The sequence below is a fragment of the Nonomuraea sp. NPDC049637 genome (genome assembly GCF_040675235.1).
Lineage (GTDB): Bacteria > Actinomycetota > Actinomycetes > Streptosporangiales > Streptosporangiaceae > Nonomuraea.
Map to the genome: position 1 here is coordinate 42,019 of NZ_JBFAOM010000015.1, position 16,540 is coordinate 58,558.

Genomic DNA, 16,540 nt, shown 5'->3' on the forward strand with positions numbered 1-16,540 from the left:
CTTGGTGATCGCAAGGGGCTATGGCGCAGTTGGTAGCGCGCCTCCATGGCATGGAGGAGGTCTGGGGTTCGAATCCCCATAGCTCCACAGCAGAAAAAGGTGGCGTCCGTGAGGGCGTCACCTTTTTTCGTGCCTACGCCAGGCCATGTCAATACCTCTCAGGTCACCTCCTGTCCGGACCTGGGGGAGACGCGGGCGGCCGGGTGGAGCCGCGATCGTCGAGGGCATGCGACTTCAACGACTGCAGATCTCGGCGCTTTCCGTCCTCGCGCTCGTCGTGGCGCTCGCGCTCGCGCCGCTGCCGGGGCTGCCGTACACCATGGGGTTCGCGCCGCACTGGGTGACCGTCCTGGCCGCCGGGCTGGGGGCGGTCTTCGTGGTGCGGCCGCATCCGGCGGGGCTGGTGCCCGTCCTGCTGCTGCTGTGGTCGGCGGGCGGGCTCGTGCTCGACGTCTTCCGCGCCTTCTTCGCGCTCACCGGCATCCCCGCCGGGGAGTTCGCGCAGGTCGACTGGCCGGGGATGGCGCTGCGCGGGCTCAGCCTGGCGGCCTGCGCGCTGCTGGGCGCGCTGCTGCTGCCGCGCGTCAGGGTGCCCGGCGGGCCCTGGCTCGGGTACGCCGCGTTCGCCCTCGGGTTCGTCTACCCTCTGGCCAAGCTCTACTGGTCGGCGGGCGGCACCCTGTTGCGCCCCGCTGACTACGGCGAGGGCTTCCCGTACGGCGAGACCATCATGCTGGTCATCGGCGCGACCGGCTCGCTGGCCCTCGTGCAGAGGTGGGGGCGGTCGCTGCCGCGGCGGCTGGTGCTGGCCGGCGGTTGGACGGGCGCCGGCATGTTGACCACTATGGGAGCCATGTCTGTTCTCGGCACGTTCTCCCAGCTCCTCGGCCTCACCCAGGGGCCCGTGCCGCTGTCCGAGCCGGCCACGGTGGCGGCGGTCGCGGTCGTGTACGGGAGCTGGCTGCTGTTCGGACTCGCGGTCGCCGGGGCCACTCTCTCCTACCAGCGCACGACGGCACGATGACGCCCCGCCGCGCCGACGTGGTCCTGGCCCTGGTCGCCGGGGTGACACTGTTCCCGCTCTCCCTGACGGTGGCGGTGTTGTCGGCGCCCGGCGTGCGGGCGGTCCTGCTGGCGGGGGCCTGCCTGGCGGCGCACGCGGCCGTGGCGTACCGGCGGCGGACGTGGGCGTTCCTCGTGGTCGCCGCGGCCTTCGCCGTCCAGGTCGCGGTGACCGGGCTGTTCCTCGTGCTGCCGTCGTCGGCGCTGTTCCCGCTCGCGGTCTACTCCTGCGCCGCCCACGCCCGGCGGCGCCCGCCGCTGGTGGTCGGCCTGGCGGGGGCGGGGGCGGCGGCGGCCAGGTTCGCGACCGACTCCAGCGTCGCGGCGGCCGGGCTCGGGCCGGACCCGTGGCTGCTGCTGGCGCTGCTGGCCGCGGTGGTGGTCGCGGCGTGGGGGCTCGGCCTGTACCGGCGGACCCAGCTCGCCCACCTCGACCTGCTGCGGGAGCGGGCCCGCGAGGCCGCGGCGCGGGCCACCGCCGAGGAACGGGCCAGGATCGCCAGGGAGATGCACGACGTGGTCGCCCACGCGCTGGCCGTCATCGTCGCCCAGGCCAGGGGCGGCCGGTTCGCGCCCGCGCGGGCGGCCGAGATCCTGGCCGCCATCGAGGAGACGGGACGCGCGGCCCTCACCGACATGCGGGCCGCCGTCGGCGTGCTGCGCGCCACGCCCGGTGACGGGCCGCCGCCCGGACTGACCGGCCTGCCGGACCTGGTGGCGCGGACCCGGGACGCCGGGCTGCCCGTCGAGGAGATCGTGCGCGGCAGGCCGCGTCCCCTCGGGCCGGGGGCCGATCTCGTCGCCTACCGCGTGGTGCAGGAGGCGCTGACGAACACGCTCAAGCACGCGGGCGCGGGCGCGCGCAGCACCCTCCGGCTGGACTGGACGGACGACGCCCTGCGCATCACCGCCGGCGACGCGGGCGGCACCGCCTCCGCCGCGACGTGCGGTGACGGGCCGGGGAACGGGCTGGCGGGCATGCGCGAGCGGGTGACCGCGCTGGGCGGGACCCTGGACGTCCGGACGGAGGAGGAAGGCGGGTTCGTCGTCGAGGCCCGCCTTCCGTACCCGGCATGACCATCGGCGTGTACGTCGTGGACGACCAGCGGCTGGTGCGTACCGGCACGGTGATGGTGATCGACGCCCAGGACGACATGCGCGTGGTGGGGGAGGCCGGCGACGGGGTGGAGGCGCTGGCCGGGCTGCGCGCGGTGACGGCGGACGTGGTGCTCATGGACGTCCGCATGCCGCGCATGGACGGCGTCGAGGCGACCCGGCGCCTGCTGGCGACCCCCGGCGCGCCCAAGGTGATCGTCCTGACCACCTTCGACCTGGACGAGTACGCCTTCGCCGCGCTGCGGGCCGGCGCGTCGGGCTTCCTGCTCAAGGACGCCCCCGCCGAGGAGTTGCTGGCCGCGGTGCGGACCGTCCACCGGGGGGACGCGGTGATCGCCCCCTCGACCACCCGCCGCCTGCTCGACCACGTCGCGCCGCACCTGCCGGACGCCGGGCCCGACCCGCTGACCGAACGGGAGCGGGAGGTGTTGCGGCACATCGCCTGGGGCGAGACGAACGCCGAGATCGCAGGCGCGCTGTTCCTGTCCGAGGGCACCGTCAAGACCCACGTCGGCCGCGTCCTGGCCAAGCTGGGGCTGCGCGACCGGGTCCAGGCGGTCATCTGGGCCTACGAGCACGGCCTGAACCGCCGCCCCTGAGCGGGCGCGCGCCGTCCTCGGCGCGACAGGCTTGAATCGTTCATGCTCTGAATGATGTATCGGCACTACCATTGTGCGGGTGGACGAAGTCAAGCCGGTGTCGGTGGCGGGGACGATGGCCTTCAGGATCGGGACGCTCGGGGCGATCCTGACCGAGCGGTTCACGGCCGCGCTCGTCCCGCTCGACCTCAAGCCCAAGCACGTCGGGCTGATGACCCTGCTGGAGGCGCGCGGCGCGGCCTCGCAGCTCGACGTCGCCAAGACCATGGGCGTGGCGCCGAGCCTGGTGGTGACGCTGGCCGACCACCTCGAACGGCTCGGCGCGATCTCCCGGGTGCGCGACCCCGGCGACCGGCGGCGTCAGCTGCTCGACCTCACCGGCGAGGGGCGCGCGCTGCTGGGCCGGTGCCTGGAGGTGACGCTGGAGCTCGACGCCGAGCTGACCGGCGGGCTCGGCCCGCGGGACTGTGCCGTGCTCGCCAGGGTCCTCGGCACGCTGGCCGCCCAGGCGGGGCTGCCGGTCTAGTCGTCGCGAGCGGTCTCCCGGGCTGTCTGCTGAGCCAGGGCGGCGTGTCCCTGGCGGATGTCGGCCCAGGCCCGGTCCACGTGGCGGAGTTCGGTGGCGGGGCCGCCGACGGCCATGCGGAGCACGATCCGGCCGCCTATCGCGGTGTGGGTCAGGTAGAGGGAGCCACCGGCGTTCAGGGTCTCCATCAGGCGCAGCGTGGCGGCGTCGGCGTCGGCGGGCGGCAGGCCGGGCCAGCGGGGACGGAAGCAGACCAGGCCGAGCGGGTGCGGCTCGTGCAGCTCGAAGGCCGGGTCGGCGGCGATCAGGGCGGCCAGGTGCTGGGCCAGGGAGACGCCCTTACGGATGTGGGCGCGCAGACCCTCGGCGCCGTACCAGCGGATCACCGACCACAGTTTCAGCGCCCTGAACCGGCGGCCCAGCGGGATCTGCCAGTCGCGGTAGTCGACCACCGAGCCGGCCGTCGTCGCCGCGTTGCGCAGGTACTCCGGCAGGATCGACAACGCGCCGAGCAAGGGGGCGCGGTCGGCCGTCCACAGGACGGTGCAGTCGAAGTTGGTCAGCAGCCATTTGTGTGGGTTGGTGGAGTAGGTGTCGGCGTACTCCGCCACGCCGTCGTTGAGCCCGCGGAACTCGGGGCAGACGGCGGCGACCCCGGCGTAGGCGGCGTCCACGTGCAGCCACACGTCGTGCTCGCGGCACACCTCGCCGATCTCCGGCACCGGGTCGACGGCGGCCGACGAGGTGGTGCCGACGGTGGCGCAGACCATCGCGGGGACCGCGCCGGCGGCCTTGTCGGCCGCGATCAGCTCGCGCAGCCGTCCCGGGTCCATGGCCAGCGTACGGGGGTGCACGTCCACCACCCGTACGCCGTCGGAGCCGAGGCCGGCGACGCGGGCGGCCTTCTCCAGCGAGGAGTGCGTCTGCGAGGAGACGTAGATCGTGTACCGCTCGGCGACGCCCGTACGCGTGACCCGGCCGTCGCTCGCCCGGTGCAGGGCGGCGAGCAGCGCGACCAGGCAGGCGCTGGACGCCGAGTCCTGGATCACGCCGCCGCCGCGCGCGTCGGTCCTGAAGTGCGCGGGCAGGCCGAGCAGGCTCGCCAGCCAGTCCACCACCACGGTCTCCAGCTCGGTGCAGGCGGGGCTGGTGACCCACAACATGCCCTGCACGCCGAGGCCGCTGGAGAGCAGGTCGCCGAGGATGGCGGGGCCGCTGGCGTTGGAGGGGTAGTAGGCGAAGAAGGCGGGGTGCTGCCAGTGGGTGATGCCGGGCAGCAGGATGGTGTTCAGGTCGTCCAGGACGGCCTCGAACGGCTCGCCGTGCTCGGGCGGCTCGGCGGGCAACGCGCGGCGGACGTCCCCGGGCTCGGCCCGTGACATCACCGGACGGGACTCGATGCCGGCCATGTAGTCCGCGATCCAGTCGACGACCTGCCGGCCGTGGCGGCGGAACTCCTCCGGGCTCATATGGGCGTTCATGCTTACAGATCATCATTTGGGCGGCGTCCCGGGAAGACGGGAACGGGCCGGAGGCCGCGCGCCTCCGGCCCGTCGTTCCGGCGGGGGTCAGCGCCCGCTGAGTGTCTTGCGCCAGTGGAAGCCGCCGGGCAGATTGACCGACAGCGTACGGCGGCCGTCGGCGGTACGCGTCACCCTGAACAGCCGGTTGCCCCAGCTGTGTCCAACGCCGCCGCGGGACAGGTTCAGCCGGACCGGGCCGAGCTTGATCGTCTTGCGGTAGCTCCAGCTCATCGGACTCCTCCGTCGAGGTCGGTGAGAGCCGATCAACTACCCGAGAAGGCCGGAAATATCGGGGTTTCGCTGCCGGCGGCGCTTCCTGCGGCGGATGCCCAGGTCAGGGCGTCGGCGAGGGCGTCCAGGGCGGCGGGGAAGGCGCGTTCGGAGGGGGCGGCGTACCCGATCAGCAGGCCGCCGGGGCCGGGCGTCTGGCGCAGCGGGCTCAGGCCGCGCAGGGCGATGCCGCGCCGCTCGCAGGCCGCGAGCACGACGGACTCGGCCGGCCCGGACGGCGGGAGCAGCAGCAGCGCGCGCAGGCCGGCGGCCACGCCGGGCAGGCGCGCGCCGGGCAGCGGGGCGGCCGGTCCCGGGCCGAGCCGCGACAGCAGCAGCTCGCGGCGGCGGCGGTAGCGTAGCCGCGCGGCGCGCACGTGCCGGTCGTAGTCGTGGTCGTCGATCAGCCGGGCCAGGACGAGCTGGCCCAGCACCCCGGTGTGGGCGTCGGCGTGCAGCTTGGCCTCGGCGACCGGGCCCACCAGGGCGGGCGGAAGCGCCATCCAGCCCAGGCGCAGCGCCGGGGAGAGCGACTCGGAGGTGGTGCCGCAGTAGACGACCTGGTCGGGGGCCATGCCCTGGAGGGCGCCCACGGGACGGCGGTCGTAGCGGAACTCGCCGTCGTAGTCGTCCTCGATGACCGGGCCGCCCCACTCGCGCAGCAGGCGGCGGCGCGCCGGGGCCAGGGGGACGCCGGTCGGGTACTGGTGCGCCGGGGTCAGCACGGCGGCGGCCACCCCGGACGTGAGGTCGCCGGTACGGGCGCCCTGCCCGTCCACCGCGAGGGGGACGATCGTGCGGCCGGCGCGCCGCAGGACCTCGCGGTAGAAGTCGTGGCCCGGGTCCTCCATGGCGATCGGGCCCGCGCCGAGCACCTGCGCCAGCAGGTTGAGCGACTGGACGAAGCCCGTGGTGACGACGATCCGGTCGGGGGCGGTGCGCACGCCGCGGGTCCTGCCGAGGTAGCCGGCCAGCGCGGTGCGCAGCTCGATCCGGCCGCGGGGGTCGCAGGGGCCGAAGACGTCGGCGGGGGCCGCGGCGAGCACGTGGCGGGTGGCCCGCAGCCAGGCGCGCGCGGGGTAGGCCGACACGTCCGGCTGCCCGGGACGAAGGTCGTGCACCGGCTGCGACGGCCGGGCGGCGGAAGGGGAGCCGATCGGCGCGGGGGCGGGTGGGAGGGCGTCGGCGACCTCGGTGCCCGAACCCGGGCGGGTGGTGAGGTAGCCCTCCTCGGCGAGCTGGTCGTAGGCGGCGCCCACCGTGCCGCGGGCCAGGCCCAGCCCGGCCGCGAGCGCCCTGGTCGAGGGCAGGCGGGTGCCGGGCGGCAACCGCCCGTCGCGTACGGCGGCGCGCAGCGCGTCCTCGACGGCCCGCCGCCGCCCGAGTGCGGGATCGAGCTCCAGATGCAGGTCCACTCCGGAACTGGTCCAATTTTTCACCACGAAACCGGATCTTACGGATGGTCCGGTGGGCGGTTACCGTCGAGGGCGTACCTCGAAAGGAAGTCCTGCCCATGCTCGTGATCGCCCATCTCAGCGACATCCACCTCGGCGGCTCGGACCGGTCCGTCGAGCGCGCCGACGCCGTCATGCGCTATCTGGACGCCCTCCCGTACGACCTCGACGCGGTGCTCGTCACCGGCGACATCGCCGACCACGGTCTGCCCGAGGAGTACGAGCAGGCGCGCAAGCTGCTGACCTCGCGCCACCCGGTCCTCGTGTGCCCCGGCAACCACGACGTCCGGGAGGGGTTCCGGCGGGTGCTGCTCGGGGAGCCGGCCGCGTCCGGGCCGGTCAACCGGGTCCACCGCACCGGCGGAGCCGTCTACGTGTTGTGCGACTCCTCCGTCCCGGGCCGGGCCGACGGTCACCTGGACGACGAGACGCTGTCCTGGCTCGACGGCGTGCTCGGCGCGGAACGCGGCCTGCCGCTGTTCGTGGCCTTCCACCACCCGCCCGCGACGCTGCACTCGCCGGTCGACACGATCATGCTCCAGGCCCCGGAACGCCTCGCCGCCCTGCTGGCCGGGCATCCGCACGTGACGGCCGTGCTGGTCGGCCACGCGCACACCGCGGCGGCCACCACCTTCGCCGGCCGCCCGCTGCTCGCCGCGCCCGGCGTGGTGTCCACGCTGCGGCTGCCCTGGGAGGGCGCGACCACGCTGGCCGGCTGCGCCGACTACGAGCTCCCGCCGGGGCTCGTCTTCCACGTGCTGGACGACGACGGCCGGATCACCACCCACCACCGCGTCGTACCGGTCTGAGGGCGGACGGCGGCGGGCCGGGAGGCCGCGGGCCTCCCGGCGCGGGGACGGTTCGCTTCACGGGGGTGCTCCTCGGACGAGGGGACTGTTAGCGCTACCAGTCGAAGTGGCCGCTAACAAAGGTGATCGGCGTCACGTTAGGGAGGGAACACCCCTGGAGTCAAGGGGTGTCCGGCGTGACGTGACCGTGATGTGGCGGGCTCTTGACGGATGTGCTTGTTAACGTTCACAGTCGTGGCCAAGCCAGGAAAGGAGCGGTCGCGGGATCGGTCCGGGGTCGTCTCCCCTCGGTCGCGGCCGAGGAGGCGAGGTGGCGGCCCGTCTCCTGGCACCCCGCGGTCGCCGGTACGCGAGACGGGCACGGCCCGACGGGACCGCGCAGGCCCCCGAGGCAGGAAGGCGCCGGCAGCCGGTTTCGGTTGTTAGCGCTCACATGAGAAGGGAACCCCCCACGTGTTCAGAAGGATCTCGGCGTTGGTGCTCGCCGGGCTCACCGCGATGTCGGTGGCGAGCTGCGGCGGAGGCAGTGGCGGCAGCGGCGGCAGCGGCGGCGGCGACGGCTCGATCACCATGGGCTTCGCCCAGGTCGGCGCGGAGAGCGGCTGGCGCACCGCGAACACCAAGTCCGTGCAGGACTCGGCCAAGAACGCGGGTGTGACGCTCAAGTTCTCCGACGCCCAGCAGAAGCAGGAGAACCAGATCAAGGCCATCCGCTCCTACATCCAGCAGAAGGTGGACGTCATCGCCTTCTCGCCGGTGGTGGAGTCCGGCTGGGACACGGTGCTCAAGGAGGCCAAGGACGCGAAGATCCCGGTCATCCTGACCGACCGCGCCGTCGACTCCAAGGACACCTCCCTGTACAAGACCTTCCTCGGCTCCGATTTCGTCGAGGAGGGCAAGAAGGCCGGCCAGTGGCTGGTGCAGGAGTACAAGGACGCCAAGGACCCGGTGAACATCGTCGAGCTCCAGGGCACCACCGGCTCGGCCCCCGCCAACGACCGCAAGGCCGGGTTCGCCCAGGTCATCGGCGCCGACCCGAAGTTCAGGGTGATCGCCTCGCAGACCGGCGACTTCACCAGGGCCAAGGGCAAGGAGGTCATGGAGGCCTTCCTGAAGTCCAACCCGGACATCGACGTGCTGTACGCCCACAACGACGACATGGGCCTGGGCGCGATCGAGGCCATCGAGGGCGCGGGCAAGGTGCCCGGCAAGGACATCAAGATCATCACGGTCGACGCCGTCAAGGACGGCATGCAGGCCCTGGCCGACGGAAAGATCAACTACATCGTCGAGTGCTCGCCGCTGCTCGGCCCGCAGCTCATGGACCTGGCCAAGAAGGTCGTCAAGGGCGAGCAGGTGCCGGCCCGCGTGGTGACCGAGGAGACCACGTTCACGCAGGAGCAGGCCAAGCAGGTCCTGTCCAGCCGTCAGTACTGATCGCGCGGGCCGGGCCCGGTGGCCCGGCCCCTTCAGGCGGAAGGGGAGGCGCATGGCCGCACCCGTGCCGGTCCTGACGATGAACGGGATCGGCAAACAGTTTCCCGGGGTCAAGGCCCTGGACGGCGTGGACCTGCGGCTGCTGCCCGGCGAGGTGCACGCGCTCATGGGCGAGAACGGCGCCGGCAAGTCCACCCTGATCAAGGTGCTCACCGGCGTGCATGCCGCCGACACGGGCACGATCGAGCTGGGCGGGCGGCCCGTCGCCTTCGCTGGCCCGGCCGAGGCGCAGCGGGGCGGCATCAGCACCGTCTACCAGGAGGTCAACCTCTGCGCGAACCTGTCGGTGGCCGAGAACATCTTCATCGGCCGCGAGCCGCGCAGGTTCGGGCGCATCGACTGGAAACGCGTGCGGGCCAGGGCCGGCGAGCTGCTGAGCGGGCTGGACCTGAGCATCGACGTCTCGGCGCCGCTGTCGGCGTACTCGCCGGCGGTGCAGCAGATGGTGGCCATCGCGCGGGCGGTCGACATCGAGGCCCGGGTGCTGATCCTGGACGAGCCCACCTCCAGCCTGGACGCCGACGAGGTGCGGCAGCTCTTCCGGGTGATGCGGCGGCTCAAGGAGGAGGGCATCGCCATCCTCTTCGTCTCCCACTTTCTCGACCAGATCTACGAAATTTCGGACCGTATGACGATCCTCCGCAACGGACGGCTCGTCGGCGAGTACCTGACCCGCGAGCTGCCCCAGCTCGACCTGGTCGCCAAGATGATCGGCCAGGAGCTGGCCGCGCTCGACCGCCTGCACGGCGAGGCCAGGGTCTTCGACCGCCCGCTGGTCGAGGCGCGCGGGCTGGGCCGGGCCGGGGCCGTCGAGCCGTTCTCGCTCACCATCCACGAGGGCGAGGTCGTGGGGCTGGCCGGGCTGCTGGGGTCGGGGCGTACCGAGGTCGCGCGGCTGCTGTTCGGCGCCGACCACGCGAGCGGCGGCGAGTTGTCCGTCGGCGGCGCGCCCGCCGCGCTGCGCACCCCGCGCGCGGCGATGAACCACAAGATCGCCTTCTGCTCGGAGAACCGCAAGGAGGACGGCCTGATCCCCGACCTCACCGTGCGCGAGAACATCATCCTGGCGCTCCAGGCCACCCGGGGCTGGACCAGGCCGGTGCCGCGCGAGCAGCAGGACGAGCTGGTCACCCGGTACGTCAAGGCCCTGCGGATCAGCCCGCCCAACCCCGAGCACCTGGTGCGGAACCTGAGCGGCGGCAACCAGCAGAAGGTGCTGCTGGCGCGCTGGCTCATCCTGGAGCCCCGGCTGCTCATCCTCGACGAGCCGACCCGCGGCATCGACGTCGGCGCCAAGACCGAGATCCAGCGCCTGGTCGCCGAGCTGTCCGACGGCGGCATGGCGGTGTTGTTCATCTCCGCCGAGCTGGAGGAGGTGCTGCGGCTCAGCCACAAGGTCGAGGTGCTGCGCGACCGGCGGCTGGTGGCCGAGCTGCCCAACGACGAAGCGCTCACCATGGACGTGCTCATGGAGACGATCGCGAGCGGAGGGCGGCCCTGATGCGGCGGCTGTTGTGGCCCGTGGCGGTGCTCGCGCTGCTGCTGGCCCTGAACGTGTTCTTCACCCCCAGCTTCCTGTCCGTCCAGGTCAGGGACGGCCACCTGTACGGGAGCCTGATCGACATCCTGCGCTTCGGCGCGCCGCTGATCCTGGTCTCGCTGGGCATGACGCTGGTCATCGCGACCGGCGGCATCGACCTGTCGGTGGGCTCGGTGGTGGCGATCTCGGGCGCGCTGGCCTGCCTGCGGATCAGCGAGGACGCCGGCGTGCTGGCCGCCGTGGCGCTCGCGCTCGGACTGTGCCTGCTGCTCGGCGCCTGGAACGGGTTCCTGGTCGCGCAGGCGGGCATCCAGCCGATCATCGCCACGCTGATCCTCATGGTGGCCGGGCGCGGCCTGGCCCAGCTCATCACCGACGGGCAGATCATCACGGTCAACAGCCCGTCGTACAAGCTGATCGGCGGGGGGTATCTGCTGGCGGTGCCGTTCGGGGTGCTGCTGGTGCCGGTCGTGCTGGCGGTCACCGCGTTCCTGACCCGGCGGCTGGCGCTGGGCCTGCTGATCGAGTCGGTCGGCGGGAACGCCGAGGCCAGCCGGCTCGCGGGCATCAGGTCGCGCGGGATCGTCATCATGGTCTACGCCTTCGCCGCCCTGTGCGCGGGCATCGCCGGGATCCTGATCAGCTCGAACGTCTCCAGCGCCGACGGCAACAACGCCGGCCTGTGGATCGAGCTGGACGCGATCCTGGCCGTGGTGATCGGCGGCACCTCGTTGTCGGGCGGCCGGTTCTCGCTGGGCGGGACCGTGGCCGGCGCGCTCGTCATCCAGACGCTCACCACGACGATCTACTCCATCGGCGTGCCGCCCGAGACGACCCTGCTGTTCAAGGCGCTGGTCGTGACGGCGGTCTGTCTCGTGCAGTCGCCGTCGTTCCGCGCGAAGGCGCTGCGCCGGCGCGGCGGCAGCGCGCCGCCCAGCCCGGCCCCCGAGGAGAAAGTGCGGGTGACCCTGTGACGACCATGACCGTGGGCCGGGTCGCGTTGCCGGCCCGCCACCTGCCCGTGCTGGTGACGGCGTGCCTGTTCGTGGCGATGTTCGTCGTGGGCGGCCTCCGGTACGAGGGGTTCGCCAGCGGGCAGGTGGTGCTCAACGTCTTCATCGACAACGCGTTCCTGCTGGTGGTGGCGGTGGGGATGACGTTCGTGATCCTGGCCGGGGGCATCGACCTGTCGGTGGGGTCGGTGGTGGCGCTGTCCACGATGATCTCGGCGTCGCTGATGTCGGGGCCGGGGTGGCCGCCGTACGTGGTGGTGCCGCTGGTGCTGGCCGTCGGGTCCGGGCTCGGGCTGGTGATGGGGTACATCGTGCACGCCTTCGACATCCAGCCGTTCATCGTGACGCTGGCCGGGATGTTCCTGGCCCGGGGGCTGTGCTACACGATCGGCACGGACTCGATCCCGATCGAGGACCCGACGTTCACGGCGTTCGCGCAGACCAGGATCGACCTGTTCGCCGATCTGTGGATCTCGCCGAGCGTGCTCATCGCGGTGGGGGTCGTGCTGGTGGCGGCGTACGTGCTGCACTACACCCGGCTCGGGCGGGCGGTGTACGCGACGGGCGGCAGCGAGCAGTCGGCGCTGCTCATGGGCCTGCCGGTGGGCCGGACGAAGATCACGGTCTACACGGTGAGCGGCTTCTGCTCGGCGCTCGGCGGCGTGCTGCTGTCGTTCTACATGCTCTCGGGCTACGGCCTGCACGCCGTCGGCATGGAGCTGGACGCCATCGCCGCCGTGGTGATCGGCGGCACGCTGCTCACGGGCGGCAGCGGCTTCCTGCTCGGCACGGTGCTCGGCGTGCTGGTGCTCGGCCTGATCCAGACGATCATCAGCTTCGAGGGCACGCTCAGCTCCTGGTGGACCAAGATCTTCATCGGCCTGCTGCTCTTCGTCTTCATCGTGCTGCAACGGGTCTTCAGCGCGCGTCCAAGGCGCTGACCTGCGAGGAGTCTGCCGCGAAAGTTACCTAAAGGTTTCCGTCAGGTTATCCTCAACCGTTGACATCGTCTTTGTTAGCGATAACAATCGGCGGGAACGAAGCGAGAACTTTGTTCTGATTCGGCACGTTCTGTGACTGAGTCCTCTGCAAGATCGGCAGTTAACGCTCACATTCCCGCTGCCGCAACCCCCATTGCAAGGAGTGCCACATGAGGTTGGGACGTATCGGGGGCGTGGTGTCCGCCATCGCGCTCGCCGCGACCATGACGGCCTGCGGCTCCAGCCAGAAGACGGTCGACGCCGACGCCTCCACGTCGGCCGCCGCCGGCGGCGCGGGCGCCCTGATCGGCGTCACGATGCCCACCAAGTCGTCCGAGCGGTGGATCCACGACGGCGACAACGTCAAGCAGCAGCTCGAACAGCTGGGCTACAAGGTCGACCTGCAGTACGCGGAGAACGACATCCCGACGCAGGCCAACCAGATCGAGAACCAGATCACCAAGGGCGCCAAGCTCCTGATCATCGCCTCGATCGACGGCACCGCGATCACCTCGCAGCTCCAGCAGGCCGCCGACGCCAAGATCCCGGTCATCTCCTACGACCGCCTGATCCGCAACAGCCCCAACGTCGACTACTACGCCACCTTCGACAACTTCAAGGTCGGCGTGCAGCAGGCCACCTCGCTGCTCAAGGGCCTCGGCGTGGACGACGGCAAGAAGGGCCCGTTCAACGTCGAGCTGTTCGGCGGCTCGCCCGACGACAACAACGCCACGTTCTTCTGGAACGGCGCCATGTCGGTGCTCCAGCCGAAGATCGACGACGGCACCCTGCTGGTCAAGAGCGGCCAGAAGGACTTCAAGACCGCCGCCATCCTGCGCTGGGACCCGGCCACGGCCCAGAAGCGCATGGAGGACATCCTCACCAAGACCTACACCGGCGGCACCAAGGTGGACGGCGTGCTGTCCCCCTACGACGGCCTGTCCATCGGCATCCTGTCGGCGCTCAAGAGCTCCGGCTACGGCACCAGCGGCCAGCCCTACCCCGTCGTGACCGGTCAGGACGCCGAGCTCGCCTCGGTCAAGTCGATCATCGCCGGCGAGCAGTACTCCACCATCTTCAAGGACACCCGCAAGCTCGCCGAGCAGACGGTGAAGATGGCCGACGCGGTCCTCAAGGGCGGCAAGCCCGAGGTGAACAACACCAAGGACTACGACAACGGCAACAAGGTCGTCCCCTCCTACCTGCTCGACCCGGTGATCGTGGACAAGAGCAACTACAAGGAGATCATCGTCGGCGGCAACTACTACACCGAGGACCAGCTCAAGTAAGGGCCCGCCCCGGGGGACCGCGGTCCCCCGGGGGCACTTCCCACACCTGAGCGAGGGGCATATGACCGAGCACATCTTGCGGATGAGCGGGATCACCAAGACGTTCCCCGGTGTCAAGGCGCTGCAGGACGTCAACCTGGCCGTCCGGCGCGGCGAGATCCACGCCATCTGCGGCGAGAACGGCGCCGGCAAGTCGACGCTGATGAAGGTGCTGTCCGGGGTCTACCCGCACGGCGACTACGAGGGCGAGATCACCTTCGAGGGCGCGCGCTGCGAGTTCGCCGGCATCCGCGACAGCGAGCACGCCGGGATCGTCATCATCCACCAGGAGCTGGCGCTCAGCCCGCAACTGTCGATCGCGGAGAACATCTTCCTCGGCAACGAGCGCGCCAGGCGCGGCTTCATCGACTGGAACCGCACCAACTACGAGGCCGCCGAGCTGATGCGCCGCGTCGGCCTCCAGGAGAACCCCACCACCACGGTCTCCGACCTCGGCGTCGGCAAGCAGCAGCTCGTCGAGATCGCCAAGGCGCTGTCGAAGGAGGTGAAGCTGCTCATCCTCGACGAGCCGACCGCCGCCCTCAACGACGACGACTCGGCCCACCTGCTCGACCTGCTGCGCGGCCTGCGGGACGAGGGCATCACCTGCGTGATCATCTCGCACAAGCTCAACGAGGTGACCGCGATCGCCGACTCCGTCACGATCATCCGCGACGGTCGCACGATCGAGACCCTGGACATGGCCACCGACCACGTCACCGAGGACCGGATCATCTCCGGCATGGTCGGCCGCGCGCTGGACAACCGCTTCCCGCCGCACGAGTCGACGATCGGCGAGGAGGTCCTGCGGATCGAGGACTGGACGGTGCACAGCCCGAGCCAGCCCGGCCGCAAGGTCGTGGACGGCGCCTCGCTCACCCTGCGCAGGGGCGAGATCGTCGGCCTGGCCGGCCTGATGGGCGCCGGGCGCACCGAGCTGGCGATGAGCCTGTTCGGCCGCACCTACGGCGTGCACATCTCCGGCAAGGTCTTCAAGGACGGCAAGCCGATCGAGATCCGCAACGTGCAGGACGCGATCCGCCACGGCCTGGCCTACGCCACCGAGGACCGCAAGCGGTACGGCCTCAACCTCATCGAGGACATCAAGCGCAACATCAGCGCGGCCGGGCTCAAGGGCCTGGCCCGGCGCGGCTGGGTGAACGAGAACGAGGAGTACAAGGTCGCCGAGGAGTTCCACCGGAGCATGAACATCAAGGCGCCCAGCGTCAACAGCGTCGTCGGCAAGCTGAGCGGCGGCAACCAGCAGAAGGTCGTGCTCTCCAAGTGGATCCTGACGCAGCCTGACGTGCTCATTCTCGACGAGCCCACCCGCGGCATCGACGTCGGCGCCAAGTACGAGATTTACACGATCATCAACCGCCTCGCCGACCAGGGCAAGGCCGTGCTGGTGATCTCCAGTGAGTTGCCTGAGCTGCTCGGCCTGTGCGACCGCATCTACACGCTCTCCGAAGGTCGCGTCACCGGCGAGGTCCCCCGCCGGGAGGCCACCCAGGAAAGCCTCATGCATCTCATGACCAAGGGACAGGAGTAGCTCCGATGAGCAGCATCACGCCCGCCGACGTGCAGGTCGGCGCGGGAGGCGACGGGGGAGCGCCGCGGCGGCCCGGCCGGGTGTCGCTGGGCGGCATGTCGCTGAACCTGCGTTCGAGCGGCATCTACATCGCCTTCGCGCTGATCATCGTGCTGTTCTCGGTGCTCACCGACGGCGCGTTGCTCCAGCCGCAGAACATCTCCAACATCATCGTCCAGAACTCCTACGTCCTGATCCTGGCGATCGGGATGATCCTGGTCATCATCGCCGGGCACATCGACCTGTCGGTCGGCTCGGTGGTGGCGGTCACCGGAGCGCTGGCCGCCGTGCTCATGGTGAACATGGGCCTGCCGTGGCCGCTGGCCCTGCTGATCACGGTCGCCGCCGGCGCCCTGATCGGGGCCTGGCAGGGGTACTGGATCGCCTACTTCGGCATCCCGGCCTTCATCGTCACGCTGGCCGGCATGCTGCTGTTCCGCGCGCTCACCATGACGGTGCTCGGCAACCAGGGCATCGGCCCGTTCCCCGACCAGGTCCGTACGCTGGCCAACGGCTTCACCGACGGCTACCTGGGCAACGTGGGCCTCGGCCCGCTGGGCGGCGCCGACCTGTTCAGCCTGCTCATCGGCCTGGTCGCGATCGGCGGCATGGTCGCCGCGCAGTGGCGCACCCGCAACGCCCGCAGGGGCTACGGCCAGTCGGTCGAGCCGATGGCCGTGTTCGCGCTGAAGATGGCGGCCGGCGCCGCGCTGATCCTGTTCCTGGTCGTGCAGCTCGCCCGCTTCAAGAACCTGCCGTGGGTGCTGGTGCTGCTGGCCGCGCTGGTGCTGGCGTACTCGCTGATGGCCAACCGCACGGTCTTCGGCCGGCAGATCTACGCCATCGGCGGCAACCTCCAGGCGGCGGTCATGTCCGGCGTCAAGGTCAAGTCGGTGGTCTTCTGGATCTTCGTCAACATGGGCGTGCTGGCCTCCGTCGCCGGCATCATCTTCGCCGGCCGCCTCAACCAGGCGGGCCCGACCGCGGGCAACAGCTTCGAGCTGGACGCCATCGCGGCGGCCTTCATCGGCGGCGCGGCCGTCCAGGGCGGCGTGGGCAAGGTCGTCGGCGCGATCACCGGCGGTCTGATCATGGCTGTCATCAACAACGGCATGTCGCTCATCGGCTCGCCCAGTGAGCGGGTGATGCTCGTCAAGGGCGCCGTGCTGCTGGCCGCCGTCGCGTTCGACGTGTGGACCAAGCGGCGCGCCGGCGCCTCCCGCTGACCACCG

General features: G+C 71.2%; 15 protein-coding genes and 1 tRNA gene. 13 read left to right on the forward strand and 3 right to left on the reverse strand.

Annotated elements, in window-relative coordinates; genetic code table 11:
- Positions 1-14 precede the first annotated feature (14 nt).
- The 5 genes from AB0J71_RS21785 (at position 15) to AB0J71_RS21805 (ending at position 3,303) form a co-directional block, all read left to right on the forward strand.
- A tRNA-Ala gene (locus tag AB0J71_RS21785) sits at positions 15-87 on the forward strand.
- Between the two features lie 139 nt (positions 88-226).
- Positions 227-1,024, forward strand: a complete 798-nt coding sequence (locus AB0J71_RS21790) for a hypothetical protein (RefSeq protein WP_364415691.1) — start codon at positions 227-229, stop codon at positions 1,022-1,024.
- A complete protein-coding gene (locus AB0J71_RS21795; protein ID WP_364415693.1) occupies positions 1,021-2,139 on the forward strand; it encodes a histidine kinase in 1,119 nt (372 codons plus the stop codon). Before AB0J71_RS21790 ends, AB0J71_RS21795 begins: the two co-directional genes overlap by 4 nt.
- Entirely contained in the window at positions 2,136-2,777 is a 642-nt protein-coding gene (locus AB0J71_RS21800; protein ID WP_352326429.1) for a response regulator transcription factor, read from the forward strand. Before AB0J71_RS21795 ends, AB0J71_RS21800 begins: the two co-directional genes overlap by 4 nt.
- Before the next feature lie 79 nt (positions 2,778-2,856).
- The gene (locus AB0J71_RS21805) at positions 2,857-3,303 is read left to right on the forward strand and encodes a MarR family transcriptional regulator (RefSeq protein ID WP_364415695.1); all 447 of its coding nucleotides are present in this window, start codon (positions 2,857-2,859) and stop codon (positions 3,301-3,303) included.
- On the opposite strand, the gene AB0J71_RS21810 is transcribed toward AB0J71_RS21805, so the two are convergent.
- The 3 genes from AB0J71_RS21810 to AB0J71_RS21820 form a co-directional block, all read right to left on the reverse strand.
- Positions 3,300-4,784, reverse strand: a complete 1,485-nt coding sequence (locus AB0J71_RS21810; RefSeq protein WP_364415697.1) for a pyridoxal-dependent decarboxylase — start codon at positions 4,782-4,784, stop codon at positions 3,300-3,302. The two genes, AB0J71_RS21805 and AB0J71_RS21810, sit on opposite strands and share 4 nt — an antisense overlap.
- Before the next feature lie 87 nt (positions 4,785-4,871).
- The gene (locus AB0J71_RS21815; RefSeq protein WP_352326433.1) at positions 4,872-5,057 is read right to left on the reverse strand and encodes a DUF4236 domain-containing protein; all 186 of its coding nucleotides are present in this window, start codon (positions 5,055-5,057) and stop codon (positions 4,872-4,874) included.
- A 32-nt stretch (positions 5,058-5,089) separates the two neighbouring features.
- Positions 5,090-6,538, reverse strand: a complete 1,449-nt coding sequence (locus AB0J71_RS21820; RefSeq protein WP_364415700.1) for a PLP-dependent aminotransferase family protein — start codon at positions 6,536-6,538, stop codon at positions 5,090-5,092.
- A gap of 71 nt (positions 6,539-6,609) precedes the next feature.
- Between AB0J71_RS21820 and AB0J71_RS21825 the strand changes: the two genes are divergently transcribed.
- From AB0J71_RS21825 to mmsB, 8 genes are all read left to right on the forward strand, one after another.
- Positions 6,610-7,359: a metallophosphoesterase gene (locus tag AB0J71_RS21825; RefSeq protein ID WP_364415702.1), complete on the forward strand. Its 750-nt coding sequence runs from the start codon at positions 6,610-6,612 to the stop codon at positions 7,357-7,359.
- 453 nt (positions 7,360-7,812) lie between these two features.
- Complete coding sequence (locus AB0J71_RS21830) at positions 7,813-8,796, forward strand: ABC transporter substrate-binding protein (protein ID WP_364415704.1); 984 nt, start codon at positions 7,813-7,815, stop codon at positions 8,794-8,796.
- Between the two features lie 52 nt (positions 8,797-8,848).
- Positions 8,849-10,357, forward strand: a complete 1,509-nt coding sequence (locus AB0J71_RS21835; protein WP_364415706.1) for a sugar ABC transporter ATP-binding protein — start codon at positions 8,849-8,851, stop codon at positions 10,355-10,357.
- Positions 10,357-11,370, forward strand: a complete 1,014-nt coding sequence (locus tag AB0J71_RS21840) for an ABC transporter permease (RefSeq protein WP_352326440.1) — start codon at positions 10,357-10,359, stop codon at positions 11,368-11,370. Before AB0J71_RS21835 ends, AB0J71_RS21840 begins: the two co-directional genes overlap by 1 nt.
- Positions 11,371-11,375: 5 nt before the next feature.
- Complete coding sequence (gene yjfF / locus AB0J71_RS21845; RefSeq protein WP_352326447.1) at positions 11,376-12,350, forward strand: galactofuranose ABC transporter, permease protein YjfF; 975 nt, start codon at positions 11,376-11,378, stop codon at positions 12,348-12,350.
- 209 nt (positions 12,351-12,559) lie between these two features.
- The gene (gene chvE / locus AB0J71_RS21850) at positions 12,560-13,678 is read left to right on the forward strand and encodes a multiple monosaccharide ABC transporter substrate-binding protein (protein ID WP_352326442.1); all 1,119 of its coding nucleotides are present in this window, start codon (positions 12,560-12,562) and stop codon (positions 13,676-13,678) included.
- A gap of 61 nt (positions 13,679-13,739) precedes the next feature.
- Positions 13,740-15,269, forward strand: a complete 1,530-nt coding sequence (gene mmsA, locus AB0J71_RS21855) for a multiple monosaccharide ABC transporter ATP-binding protein (RefSeq protein WP_352326443.1) — start codon at positions 13,740-13,742, stop codon at positions 15,267-15,269.
- Positions 15,270-15,274: 5 nt separating this feature from the next.
- Complete coding sequence (gene mmsB / locus AB0J71_RS21860) at positions 15,275-16,534, forward strand: multiple monosaccharide ABC transporter permease (RefSeq protein ID WP_352326445.1); 1,260 nt, start codon at positions 15,275-15,277, stop codon at positions 16,532-16,534.
- The last annotated feature ends 6 nt before the right edge of the window (positions 16,535-16,540 follow it).

What these genes read in the sequence shown, in the direction of transcription:
- AB0J71_RS21795 (WP_364415693.1), top strand. Translation starts at nt 1,021, where the DNA reads ATGACGCCCCGCCGCGCCGACGTGGTCCTGGCCCTGGTCGCCGGGGTG.
- AB0J71_RS21790 (WP_364415691.1), top strand. Translation starts at nt 227, where the DNA reads ATGCGACTTCAACGACTGCAGATCTCGGCGCTTTCCGTCCTCGCGCTC.
- yjfF (WP_352326447.1), top strand. Translation starts at nt 11,376, where the DNA reads ATGACCGTGGGCCGGGTCGCGTTGCCGGCCCGCCACCTGCCCGTGCTG.
- AB0J71_RS21800 (WP_352326429.1), top strand. Translation starts at nt 2,136, where the DNA reads ATGACCATCGGCGTGTACGTCGTGGACGACCAGCGGCTGGTGCGTACC.
- AB0J71_RS21840 (WP_352326440.1), top strand. Translation starts at nt 10,357, where the DNA reads ATGCGGCGGCTGTTGTGGCCCGTGGCGGTGCTCGCGCTGCTGCTGGCC.
- AB0J71_RS21825 (WP_364415702.1), top strand. Translation starts at nt 6,610, where the DNA reads ATGCTCGTGATCGCCCATCTCAGCGACATCCACCTCGGCGGCTCGGAC.
- AB0J71_RS21835 (WP_364415706.1), top strand. Translation starts at nt 8,849, where the DNA reads ATGGCCGCACCCGTGCCGGTCCTGACGATGAACGGGATCGGCAAACAG.
- mmsA (WP_352326443.1), top strand. Translation starts at nt 13,740, where the DNA reads ATGACCGAGCACATCTTGCGGATGAGCGGGATCACCAAGACGTTCCCC.
- chvE (WP_352326442.1), top strand. Translation starts at nt 12,560, where the DNA reads ATGAGGTTGGGACGTATCGGGGGCGTGGTGTCCGCCATCGCGCTCGCC.
- mmsB (WP_352326445.1), top strand. Translation starts at nt 15,275, where the DNA reads ATGAGCAGCATCACGCCCGCCGACGTGCAGGTCGGCGCGGGAGGCGAC.
- AB0J71_RS21815 (WP_352326433.1), bottom strand. Translation starts at nt 5,057, where the DNA reads ATGAGCTGGAGCTACCGCAAGACGATCAAGCTCGGCCCGGTCCGGCTG.
- AB0J71_RS21810 (WP_364415697.1), bottom strand. Translation starts at nt 4,784, where the DNA reads ATGAACGCCCATATGAGCCCGGAGGAGTTCCGCCGCCACGGCCGGCAG.